Genomic DNA, 11,425 nt, shown 5'->3' with positions numbered 1-11,425 from the left:
GCAGCGTGTTTCCCATCGGAACGGACGGCCCCGGAACGGAACGGGGCCAGCCACTCGGGAGGAAACCCTCATGAAGCGCAACATCGTCATCGCCACCGTCGCGGCCGCAGCCCTCATCGGCGGTGGTACGGCCACGACCTTCGCGCTCAGCGGCGACGGTGAGAGCTCCTCGGCCTCCTCGGCGTCGTCGGCGCAGAAGTCGAGCGTCCAGCTCAAGGACGGCGGCACGCGGGGCGCGGAGGTCCGGGGCGACGACCGGGACAACGACGACGACCGCCATGACGACGACCGGTACGACGACCGCTACGACGACGACAGGGACGACCGGGGCGAGGACGCCCGGGACGCCGCCGAGGCCAAGGCCGCCAAGGTGAGCGCCGCCGACGCGATCGCCGCCGCGCTCAAGTCCGTGGACGGCACCGCCGTCTCCGCCGACCTCGACTCCGACGACGGCGGCCTGGTCTGGGACGTCGACGTCCTGGGCAAGGGCGGCGACACCTGGCACAGCGTGCACGTCGACCCCGGCACGGGCAAGGTGCTCGGCTCCCACACCGAGAAGGACGCCGAGGACGCGGCCGAGGCCGAGGCCGCGCTGACGGGCTCCTCGGTCTCCGCGGCCGACGCGGCGAGGACCGCCGCCGACAAGGGCACGGTGACCTCGGTCGACCTTGAGGACGAGGCCGCGGGCAAGGGCGTCTGGGACGTGGAGACGGTGTCCGGCAAGGGCGCCGAGAGCCACTGGTCCGTGGACCTCGGCACCGGCAAGCTCACCGCCGGCCCCCTGGACGACTGACCGCCAAGGCTGACCGCCCCGGCCGGCAGCCCCGGCCGACCATCCCCTCAGCGCCCGCCGCCACCGCGGCGGGCTCCTCTCCCACCCGCCCGCCTGTGACTCCCGCGCCGCGGCCCAGCCCCCCGGTGCCGCGCCGGAGTCCCCCGCCCCTGCCCGTGCGGGGGCGGGCGGGTGGGCTCTCGCGTCGGCGGCCTAGCCCGCGGTCAACCCCTCCACCAGGGAGTCCGCCGCCGCGTACGGGTCCAGCTCACCCGCGACGATCCGCTCGGCGAGCGCGCCGAGCCGCACGTCCCCGTGCAGGTCGGAGATCCGCTCCCGGAGCGCCGTGACGGCGATCGTCTCGATCTCCCGGGCCGCCCGGGAGACCCGCCGGGAGGCGAGGACCCCCCGCTCCTCCATCCACGCCCGGTGCTTCTCCAGGGCCTCGACGACCTCGTCGATGCCCTCGCCCCGCGCGGCGACGGTCTTGACGATGGGGGGTCGCCAGTCGCCGGGCTTGCGGGACTCGCCGAGGCCCAGCATGTGGTTGAGCTCGCGCGCGGTGGCGTCCGCGCCGTCCCGGTCGGCCTTGTTGACCACGTACACGTCGCCGATCTCCAGGATCCCGGCCTTCGCGGCCTGGATGCCGTCGCCCATCCCGGGCGCGAGGAGGACCACGGAGGTGTCGGCCTGCGAGGCGATCTCGACCTCGGACTGGCCGACGCCGACGGTCTCGACGAGGACGACGTCGCAGCCCGCGGCGTCGAGCACGCGGATGGCCTGGGGCGCGGCCCAGGCGAGCCCGCCCAGGTGCCCCCGGGTCGCCATGGAGCGGATGTAGACGCCGGGGTCGGACGCGTGCTCGGACATGCGGACGCGGTCGCCGAGCAGCGCGCCACCGGAGAACGGGGACGAGGGGTCGACGGCGAGGACCCCCACCCGCTTCCCGGCCCGCCGGTACGCGCTGACGAGGGCCGACGTCGAGGTGGACTTGCCCACGCCCGGCGACCCGGTGATCCCCACGACGTAGGCGTGCCCGGCCAGCGGCGCGAGGGCCGCCATCACTTCGCGCAGCTGCGGCGACGCCCCCTCCACCAGCGAGATCAGCCGGGCCACGGCCCGCGGCCTGCCCTCGCGGGCCTGCGCCACCAGGGAGGGGACGTCTTGCATTGCGGCTCCGTTCCGTACGTACGTCTCCGAGATACGAAGAGGATGCGACGAGGGGCGAAGGAATCCGAAGAAATCCGAAAGGGGCCGGAGGGCCGGAGGGGCCGGGCCTCAGCCCTTGGAGACCTTCAGGATCAGCGCGTCGCCCTGCCCGCCACCGCCGCACAGCGCGGCCGCGCCGACCCCGCCGCCGCGCCGCTTGAGCTCCAGGGCCAGATGCAGGACGAGCCGCGCGCCGGACATCCCGATCGGGTGACCCAGGGCAATGGCGCCGCCGTTGACGTTCACCCTTTCTGTGGACACCCCGAGGTCCTTCATTGACTGGACCGCGACGGCCGCGAACGCCTCGTTGATCTCGATGAGGTCGAGGTCGTCGACGCCGAGCCCCTCCTTCTTGAGGGCGTGCAGGATCGCGTTGGACGGCTGGGACTGGAGGGAGTTGTCGGGCCCCGCCACGTTGCCGTGTGCCCCGATCTCCGCGATCCACGCGAGGCCGAGTTCCTCGGCCTTCGCCTTGCTCATGACGACGACGGCCGCGGCGCCGTCGGAGATCTGCGAGGCCGTGCCCGCCGTGATCGTGCCGTCCCTGCCGAAGGCGGGGCGCAGCTTGCCGAGCGTCTCGACGGTCGTCTCGGCGCGGATGCCCTCGTCCCTGGCGACGAGCACCGGGTCGCCCTTGCGCTGCGGGACCTCGACGGGCGTGATCTCGGCGTCGAACACGCCGTTCTTCTGGGCGGCGGCCGCGCGCTGGTGCGACAGGGCGCCGATCTCGTCCTGCGGGGCGCGCCCGATGCCGAGGCGGGTGTTGTGCTTCTCGGTGGACTCGCCCATCGCGATGCCCTCGAAGGGGTCGGTGAGACCGTCGTGCGCCATCGCGTCGAGCATCTCGATCGCACCGTACTTGTAGCCCTCGCGGGACTTGGGGAGCAGGTGCGGGGCGTTGGTCATCGACTCCTGGCCGCCCGCGACCACGATGTCGAACTCACCGGCGCGGATCAGCTGGTCCGCGAGCGCGATGGCGTCGAGGCCGGAGAGGCAGACCTTGTTCACGGTGAGTGCCGGGACGCTCATGGGGATGCCCGCCTTGACCGCGGCCTGGCGCGCCGGGATCTGCCCCGCCCCGGCCTGCAGGACCTGCCCCATGATCACGTACTGCACCTGGTCGCCGCCGATGCCCGCCCGGTCGAGCGCCGCCTTGATCGCGAATCCGCCCAGGTCGGAGCCGGAGAAGGACTTGAGCGAGCCGAGCAGACGCCCCATGGGCGTGCGCGCGCCCGCGACGATCACTGAGGTGGTTCCGGTCGTTCCAGACATGTGGCACGGCCCCTTCCAGCTGGCGAGCTGAGGAGATGTGAACGAGGGTTTACCCGAATGTACTGAGCGGTACGGCACACGTCATCGGGAGGCGGGTGTGATCGCGCGCACGTTGCGTAATCACGGCCGCAGGCGCTGCACTTGAACCATGCTGACGCGAATTGATCACATTGGGATCGCCTGCAAGGACCTCGACGCGACCGTCGAGTTCTATCGCGCGACGTACGGCTTCGAGGTGTTCCACACCGAGGTCAACGAGGAACAGGGTGTGCGCGAGGCCATGCTGAAGATCAACGAGACCTCGGACGGCGGCGCCTCCTACCTGCAGCTCCTCGAACCCATCCGCGAGGACTCGGCCGTGGGCAAGTGGCTGGCCAAGAACGGCGAGGGCGTGCACCACATCGCCTTCGGCACGGCGGACGTGGACGGCGACTCCGAGGCCATCCGCGACAAGGGCGTCCGCGTCCTGTACGAGCAGCCGCGCATCGGCTCGATGGGGTCGCGCATCACCTTCCTGCACCCCAAGGACTGCCACGGCGTCCTCACCGAACTCGTCACGTCCGCGCCCGCCGAACAGCCCGAGCACTGACCTCCCCTTATCGGGGCCGGTAGGGTTAGTGGCGGCCGTCCGAACCTTGGGCGGTCGCTTGCCGGGGTCCGGGTTTCGGGGGACGAGCGTCGGGGCAGCAGCCCGAGCTCCGCTGTTGATCTGACACCATTCCCCGGGGGCCTTGTTCGCGGGAAGGGCGAGGCTCGTACGTCTAAGACTTGCGACCAGGGGACGGATGGGACCGCGCAGTGCGGGGCTACGAGAGCCAGGACAGCCGACGACCGGCTGAGGCCGACCATCTCTCACGGTTCGAAGCCGAGATGGACCGGCTGAAGACCGACCGGGAGAAGGCCGTCCAGCACGCCGAGGACCTCGGCTACCAGGTCGAGGTGTTGCGCGCCAAGCTGCACGAGGCGCGCCGCAACCTCGCGTCCCGCCCTGCCTACGACAGCGCGGACATGGGCTATCAGGCCGAGCAGCTGCTGCGGAACGCCCAGATCCAGGCCGAGCAGCTGCGCGCCGACGCCGAGCGCGAGCTGCGCGAGGCCCGCGCCCAGACGCAGCGCATCCTCCAGGAGCACGCCGAGCAGCAGGCCCGGCTCCAGGCCGAGCTGCACACGGAGGCCGTCTCCCGGCGCCAGCAGCTCGACCAGGAGTTGAACGAACGCCGTCAGACGGTCGAGTCGCACGTCAACGAGAACGTGGCGTGGGCCGAGCAGCTGCGCGCCCGCACCGAGCAGCAGGCCCGGCGCCTGCTCGACGAGTCGCGCGCGGAGGCCGAGCAGGCGCTCGCCGCCGCCCGTGCCGAGGCCGAGCGGCTCGCCGAGGCGGCCCGGCAGCGCCTCACCGCCGACGCCGAGAGCTCCCGCGCGGAGGCCGAGGCGCTCATCCGCCGCGCCCGCACCGACGCCGAGCGCCTGCTGAACGCCGCGTCGACGCAGGCCCAGGAGGCCGCCGACCACGCGGAGGCGCTGCGCTCGTCCACCGCCGCCGAGTCCGACCAGGCGCGCCGCCAGGCCGCCGAGCTGAGCCGGACCGCCGAGCAGCGCATGGCCGACGCCGAGGCGGCCCTGCGCGAGGCGCGCGCCGAGGCGGACAAGCTCGTCGCCGGGGCCAAGGAGGCCGCGGCCAAGCAGCTGGCGGCCGCCGAGGCCGCGGGCGAGCAGCGCACGCGTACGGCCAAGGAGCAGGTCGCCCGGCTTGTCGGCGAGGCCACGAAGGAGGCCGAGGCCGCCAAGGCGGAGGCCGAGCAGAAGATCGCGGACGCCGCCGCCGAGGCCGAGAAGCTGGTCGCTCAGGCCGCCGAGAAGGCCCGCTCGATCACCGCCGAGGAGACCGCGTCCGAGATCGCGAAGGCCGCGCGGACCGCCGAGGAGGTCCTGACCAAGGCCTCCGACGAGGCGAAGGCGACCACGCGCGCGGCCGCCGAGGAGGCCGAGCGGGTCCGCACCGAGGCCGAGGCCGAGGCGGACCGGCTGCGCAGCGAGGCGCACGACATCGCCGAGCAGCTCAAGGGCGCGGCGAAGGACGACACCAAGGAGTACCGCGCCAAGACCGTCGAGCTCCAGGAGGAGGCGCGGCGGCTGCGCGGCGAGGCCGAGCAGCTGCGGGCCGAGGCCGTCGCCGAGGGCGAGAAGATCCGCGGCGAGGCGCGGCGCGAGGCCGTCCAGCAGATCGAGGAGGCGGCCCGGTCCGCCGAGGAGCTGCTCACCCAGGCCAAGACGGACGCGGGCGAGGCCCGTCAGTCCGCGGCCACCGAGGCCGAGCGGGTCCGCACCGAGGCCGTCGAGCGCGCCACGTCGCTGCGCCAGCAGGCCGAGGAGACCCTGGAGCGCACCCGCGCGGAGGCCGAGCGCCACCGCACGGAGGTCAACGAGCAGGCCGAGGCCGTCAAGGCCGAGGCGGAGACGGCCGCGCGGGAGCTGCGCGCGGAGGCCGAGCGCGCCGTCGCGGCCCGCACGGCCGAGGTCGAGGCGGAGCTGACCCGGCTGCGGACCGAGGCCGAGGACAAGCTCGCCGCGGCCGAGCGGACGCTGGGCGACGCGCGCGCGGAGGCCGAGCGCATGCGGCGCGAGGCCGCCGAGGAGACCGAGCGGCAGCGCGCGGAGTCCGCCGAGCGGATCCGCACCCTCCAGGCACAGGCCGAGGCCGAGGCCGAGCGGCTGCGCGACGAGGCCGCGGCGGACGCCTCGCAGGCGCGCGCCGAGGGCGAGTCGGTCGCGGTGCGGCTGCGCTCCGATGCCGCCGCGGAGGCGGAGCGCCTCAGGACGGAGGCGCAGGAGACCGCGGACCGGGTGCGCGCGGAGGCGGCGGCCGCCGCCGAGCGCGTCGCGGCCGAGGCCGCCGAGGCCCTCGCGGCCGCGCAGGAGGAGGCGGCCCGGCGCCGCCGCGAGGCCGAGGAGACGCTCGGCGCCGCGCGCACCGAGGCCGACCAGGAGCGGGAGCGGGCCCGCGAGCAGAGCGAGGAGCTGCTCGCCGCGGCACGCAAGCGCGTGGAGGACGCCGACGCCGAGGCGCGCCGCCTCACCGAGGAGGCCGAGGCGCGCGCCGCGGAGCTGGTGTCGGCCGCCGAACAGCAGGCCCAGTCCGTACGGGACTCCGTGGCCGGTCTGCACGAGCAGGCCCAGGAGGAGATCACGGGCCTGCGCTCGGCCGCCGAGCACGCGGCGGAGCGCACCCGCACCGAGGCGCAGGAGGAGGCGGACCGCGTCCGCGCCGACGCGCACGCCGAGCGAGAGCGGGCGAGCGAGGACGCGAGCCGTACGCGGCGCGAGTCCACCGAGGCGGCGGAGGCCGCCAAGGCGCTCGCCGAGCACACCGTCGCGGAGGCGATCGCCGAGTCCGACCGGATGCGTTCGGACGCGTCCGAGCACGCCCAGCGGGTGCGCACGGAGGCCTCGGACACCATCGCGCAGGCCGACCAGGACGCCGCCCGCACCCGCGCCGACGCCCGCGAGGACGCCAACCGCATCCGCGGTGACGCCGCGAACCAGGCGGACACCCTGATCGGCGAGGCCCGCAGCGAGGCCGAGCGCCTCACCGCGGAGACCGCGGCCGAGGCGGAGCGCGTGCGCGCCGAGGCGGTCGCCGCGGCCGAGCGCCTCACCACGGAGACGGCCACCGAGGCGGAGCGCGTGCGCGCGGAGTCCGTGGCCGCGGCCGAGCTCCTCACCGCGGAGACCGCCGCCGAGGCGGAGCGCGTCCGGAGCGAGTCGGTGGCGGCGGCCGAGCGCCTCACGTCGGAGACGGCGGCCGAGGCCGAGCGCGTGCGCGCGGAGTCCGTCGCCGCGGCCGAGCGGCTGATCTCGGACGCGACCGGCGACGCCGAGCGGCTGCGCGCGGAAGCGGCCGAGACCGTCGGCTCCGCGCAGCAGCACGCCGAGCGCATCCGCACGGAGTCGGAGCGCGTCAAGCAGGAGGCGCTGGCCGAGGCCGAGCGGCTGCGGGCGGACGCGCGCCAGGAGGCCGAGCGCACCCTGGACGAGGCCCGCAAGGAGGCCAACAAGCGGCGTACGGAAGCCGCGGAGCAGGTCGACAAGCTCATCACGGAGGCCACGTCCGAGGCCGAGAAGCTGACCGCGGACGCCCAGGAGAAGGCGCTCAAGGCGACGACGGACGCCGAGACGCAGGCGGACACGATGGTCGGAGCGGCCCGCAAGGAGGCCGAGCGGATCGTCGCCGAGGCGACGGTCGAGGGCAACACGCTGGTGGAGAAGTCGCGTACGGACGCGGACGAGTTGCTCGTCGGCGCGCGCCGGGACGCCACCGCGATAAGGGAGCGCTCCGAGGAGCACCGCGGCCGCGTCACGACCGAGATCGAGGAGCTGCACGAGCGGGCCAGGCGCGAGTCGGCCGAGGCCATGAAGTCGGCGGGCGAGCGCTGCGACGCGCTGGTCAAGGCCGCGGAGGAGCAGCTGGCCGAGGCGAAGGCGAAGGCCGAGGAGCTGATGTCGGACGCCAACTCCGAGGCGAGCAAGGTGCGCATCGCGGCCGTGAAGAAGGCCGAGGGGCTGCTGAAGGAGGCCGAGCAGAAGAAGGCCGAGCTGGTGCGCGAGGGCGAGCGGATCCACACCGAGGCGCGGGCCGAGGCCGAGCAGATGGTCGAAGAGGGCAAGCGCGAGCTGGAGGTCCTCGTCCGGCGTCGCGAGGACATCAATGCGGAGATTTCCCGTGTCCAGGACGTGCTCGAGGCGTTGGAATCGTTTGAGGCCCCGCAGGGCGGCGGCAAGGACGCGGGCGTCAAGGCAGGGGCCGCGGCGGGGGCTACACGTTCGGGTGGCAAGCAGTCAGAGGGCTAGCCATGGGGCGCATTCCGTGCTCGGCAGGGACCTTCGGCTCTGTCGCTGGCAAGCCCTCTGCCGGTTAGCCACTCAAAAGGGGTGTCATTCTCCAGATCAAACGGGCATACGCTCGATGACACGCCGCAACGCCCCCTAGGATTCCCTCTATCACCTCACCCGGTCTCATTCGACAGGAACCCCATGAGCGACACTTCCCCCTACGGCTTCGAGCTTGTGCGGCGTGGGTACGACCGCGCTCAGGTGGACGAACGTATCTCCAAGCTCGTCTCCGACCGAGACTCCGCTCTCACCCGAATCACTGCTCTGGAAAAGCGCATCGAGGAGCTCCACCTCGAAACGCAGAACGCCCAGGCCCAGGTCGCCGACGCCGAGCCGTCGTACGCCGGGCTCGGGGCCCGCGTCGAGAAGATCCTGCGCCTCGCCGAGGAAGAGGCGAAGGACCTGCGCGAGGAGGCCCGGCGCGCGGCCGAACAGCACCGCGAGCTGGCCGAGTCGGCCGCCCAGCAGGTGCGTAACGACGCCGAGTCGTTCGCCGCCGAGCGCAAGGCGAAGGCCGAGGACGAGGGCGTCCGCATCGTCGAGAAGGCCAAGGGCGAGGCGAACGCGCTGCGTGCCGAGGCGCAGAAGGACGCGCAGTCCAAGCGCGAGGAGGCGGACGCCCTCTTCGAGGAGACCCGCGCCAAGGCCGCCCAGGCCGCCGCCGACTTCGAGACGAACCTCGCCAAGCGGCGCGACCAGTCCGAGCGCGACCTGGCCTCGCGTCAGGCCAAGGCCGAGAAGCGCCTCGCGGAGATCGAGCACCGCGCGGAGCAGCTGCGCCTGGAGGCCGAGAAGCTGCGCACCGACGCCGAGCGCCGCGCCCGCCAGACGGTGGAGACCGCACAGCGCCAGGCCGAGGACATCGTCGCGGACGCGAACGCCAAGGCGGACCGCATCCGCAGCGAGTCCGAGCGCGAGCTGGCGGCGCTCACCAACCGCCGCGACTCCATCAACGCCCAGCTGACGAACGTCCGCGAGATGCTCGCGACGCTCACCGGTGCCGCCGTCGCCGCCGCGGGTACGCCCACGGAGGACGAGCCGATCTCTCGGGGGGTCCCGGCACAGCAGAGCCGCTGACGCGGCACGACCAATCACGGGGTGAACGCGATGGAGCCCCCTGCCACGTCGAGTGGCAGGGGGCTCCGTCCCGTTTTAGCGTGTCGACATGATCGGGGTCCGTGCGTGACCGAGGCGGCGGCGTGATCGAGGTGACGGCGTGATCGAGCTCGAAGGGCTGACCAAGCGGTACGGCGAGAAGGTGGCGGTCAACAACCTCACCTTCACCGTCAGACCGGGCGTCGTCACGGGCTTCCTCGGGCCGAACGGCGCGGGCAAGTCCACGACGATGCGGATGATGCTGGGCCTCGACAACCCCACAGCGGGTGACGTTCGCATCGACGGCAAGCACTACGCGCAGCTCAAGGACCCGCTGACGTACATCGGCGCGCTCCTGGACGCCAAGGCCATGCACGGCGGCCGCAGCGCCTTCAACCATCTGCTGTGCCTGGCGCAGTCCAACGGCATCCCGCGCTCGCGCGTGCACGAGGTCCTGGACACCGTGGGCCTCACGGCCGTGGCCAGGAAGAAGGCCAAGGGCTTCTCGCTCGGCATGGGACAGCGCCTCGGCATCGCGGGCGCGCTGCTCGGCGACCCCGAGATCCTGATGTTCGACGAGCCGGTCAACGGGCTCGACCCCGAGGGCATCCACTGGATCCGGAACCTGATGAAATCGCTCGCCGCGCAGGGCCGTACGGTCTTCGTCTCCTCGCACCTGATGAGCGAGATGGCCCTCACCGCCGACCACCTCGTCGTCATCGGCCAGGGCCGCCTCCTCGCCGACACCTCCATGTCGGACTTCATCCGCGAGAACTCCCGGTCGTACGTACGTTTGCGCTCGCCGCAGCGCGAACGCCTGCTCGACGTGGTGCACGAGGCCGGGATCACCGTCGTCGAGGCGGGCAACGGCACCCTCGAAGTGGACGGCGCGACCTCCGAGCGGCTGGGCGAGCTGGCCGCGCAGCACCATCTGGTCCTCCATGAACTCAGCCCCCAGCAGGCCTCGTTGGAGGAAGCCTTCATGCAGCTCACCGCGGAGTCGGTGGAGTACCACGCGCACGCCGACCACCAGGGGCCTCCGGTCGCCGACCCCGCGCCTCCCGGGCCCGGCGGCCCCGGCTGGGGCGAGGGCTGGCAGCCGCGCCCGAAGGGAGAGTGACCCCGCATGGCAGCGACGCAGGTACTGAAGTCCGAGTGGACCAAGATCCGTTCGGTGGCGTCGACCGTGTGGACGCTGGGCCTCGCGGTCGTCGTCACGATCGCGCTCGGCATGCTGATCAGCGCCCTCTCCAAGAACGACTACGACAGCCTCAGCCGCGACGACAAGATCACCTTCGACCCGACCTTCATCAGCTTCGCCGGGATGTCCCTCGGCCAGCTCGCCATGATCGTCTTCGGTGTCCTCGTCGTCTCGAACGAGTACAGCACCGGCATGATCCGCACCTCGCTCGCCGCGGTCCCGCAGCGCGCCACGTTCCTCTTCAGCAAGGTCGCGGTGGCGGCGCTGCTCGCCTTCGTCGTCGGGATCGCCACCAGCTTCATCGCCTTCTTCGCCGGGCAGGCGATGCTCGGCGAGCACAAGGCGCACATCGGTGACCCCGGGGTGCTGCGCGCGGTCATCGGCGGCGGGCTCTACATGATGCTCATCGCGATGTTCTCCATGGGCGTGGCCGCGATGCTGCGCAGCCCGATGCTGTCCCTCGGCATCCTGATGCCGTTCTTCTTCCTGATCTCCAGCATCCTCGGCAACGTGTCCGCCACGAAGAAGGTCGGCCGCTTCCTGCCCGACCAGGCCGGCAGCAAGATCATGCAGGTCAAGTCACCCTTCGACGACGACGCCCCGTACGGGCCCTGGGGCGGGCTCGGGATCATGGTGGCCTGGACGGTTGTCGCGCTGCTGGGCGGCTACGTCCTCCTCAAGCGCCGCGACGCCTAGCCCGCCGGCCGCCCCCTCCTGCCGCTGGGCCCCGGCCCACTCCCCCGGAGCCTCGCCCCGCACCTGGTTCTTCCCCCACCCACCCGTCGGCCGAGCTCAACCCACCGCGCTAACGCGCTTGTCCTCAAACGCCGGACGGGCTGGGTCTGCCCCACGCGGGCCCAGGCGCGAGCGGCGAGGCCGGGGCCGGGCCACGCCGCTGGGGCAGGTATGGGTGGGCGGGTGGGAGACACCGCCGCGGTAGCGGCGGACAGCCGGACAACGGGCCGCGAGCCGCGAGGCCGGGGCCG

At 73.0% G+C, this 11,425-nt stretch carries 8 protein-coding genes; 6 read left to right on the top strand and 2 right to left on the bottom strand.

From position 1 onward, the window contains the following. The first annotated feature begins 70 nt into the window (after nt 1-70). Nucleotides 71-793, top strand: a complete 723-nt coding sequence (locus CP982_RS28615; protein WP_150513098.1) for a PepSY domain-containing protein — start codon at nt 71-73, stop codon at nt 791-793. Between the two features lie 192 nt (nt 794-985). Here CP982_RS28615 and meaB read toward each other — a convergent pair whose 3' ends face one another. Together meaB and CP982_RS28605 are read right to left on the bottom strand one after the other, a co-directional pair. Then, nucleotides 986-1,942 carry a methylmalonyl Co-A mutase-associated GTPase MeaB gene (meaB, locus tag CP982_RS28610; RefSeq protein ID WP_150513097.1) on the bottom strand — a complete coding sequence of 319 codons (957 nt, stop codon included), beginning with the start codon at nt 1,940-1,942 and terminating at the stop codon, nt 986-988. 108 nt (nt 1,943-2,050) lie between these two features. Next, nucleotides 2,051-3,253: an acetyl-CoA C-acetyltransferase gene (locus CP982_RS28605; RefSeq protein ID WP_150513096.1), complete on the bottom strand. Its 1,203-nt coding sequence runs from the start codon at nt 3,251-3,253 to the stop codon at nt 2,051-2,053. Between the two features lie 148 nt (nt 3,254-3,401). Between CP982_RS28605 and mce the strand changes: the two genes are divergently transcribed. From mce to CP982_RS28580, 5 genes are all read left to right on the top strand, one after another. Further along, a complete protein-coding gene (gene mce / locus CP982_RS28600; protein WP_138961855.1) occupies nt 3,402-3,842 on the top strand; it encodes a methylmalonyl-CoA epimerase in 441 nt (146 codons plus the stop codon). 209 nt (nt 3,843-4,051) lie between these two features. Beyond that, the gene (gene scy, locus CP982_RS28595; RefSeq protein ID WP_150513095.1) at nt 4,052-8,101 is read left to right on the top strand and encodes a polarized growth protein Scy; all 4,050 of its coding nucleotides are present in this window, start codon (nt 4,052-4,054) and stop codon (nt 8,099-8,101) included. 183 nt (nt 8,102-8,284) lie between these two features. Continuing rightward, the gene (locus tag CP982_RS28590) at nt 8,285-9,220 is read left to right on the top strand and encodes a coiled-coil domain-containing protein (RefSeq protein ID WP_144320964.1); all 936 of its coding nucleotides are present in this window, start codon (nt 8,285-8,287) and stop codon (nt 9,218-9,220) included. Between the two features lie 139 nt (nt 9,221-9,359). Beyond that, nucleotides 9,360-10,358, top strand: a complete 999-nt coding sequence (locus CP982_RS28585; protein WP_150513094.1) for an ABC transporter ATP-binding protein — start codon at nt 9,360-9,362, stop codon at nt 10,356-10,358. A gap of 6 nt (nt 10,359-10,364) precedes the next feature. Next, nucleotides 10,365-11,135, top strand: a complete 771-nt coding sequence (locus CP982_RS28580) for an ABC transporter permease (protein ID WP_150513093.1) — start codon at nt 10,365-10,367, stop codon at nt 11,133-11,135. Nucleotides 11,136-11,425 lie beyond the last annotated feature (290 nt).

This window comes from Streptomyces spectabilis (assembly GCF_008704795.1).
Taxonomy (GTDB): domain Bacteria; phylum Actinomycetota; class Actinomycetes; order Streptomycetales; family Streptomycetaceae; genus Streptomyces; species Streptomyces spectabilis.
Note: the sequence above shows the minus strand (reverse complement) of the source record. Positions and strands in the feature narration are given on the sequence as shown.

What these genes read in the sequence shown, in the direction of transcription:
- mce (WP_138961855.1), top strand. Translation starts at nt 3,402, where the DNA reads ATGCTGACGCGAATTGATCACATTGGGATCGCCTGCAAGGACCTCGAC.
- meaB (WP_150513097.1), bottom strand. Translation starts at nt 1,942, where the DNA reads ATGCAAGACGTCCCCTCCCTGGTGGCGCAGGCCCGCGAGGGCAGGCCG.
- CP982_RS28615 (WP_150513098.1), top strand. Translation starts at nt 71, where the DNA reads ATGAAGCGCAACATCGTCATCGCCACCGTCGCGGCCGCAGCCCTCATC.
- CP982_RS28580 (WP_150513093.1), top strand. Translation starts at nt 10,365, where the DNA reads ATGGCAGCGACGCAGGTACTGAAGTCCGAGTGGACCAAGATCCGTTCG.
- CP982_RS28590 (WP_144320964.1), top strand. Translation starts at nt 8,285, where the DNA reads ATGAGCGACACTTCCCCCTACGGCTTCGAGCTTGTGCGGCGTGGGTAC.
- CP982_RS28605 (WP_150513096.1), bottom strand. Translation starts at nt 3,253, where the DNA reads ATGTCTGGAACGACCGGAACCACCTCAGTGATCGTCGCGGGCGCGCGC.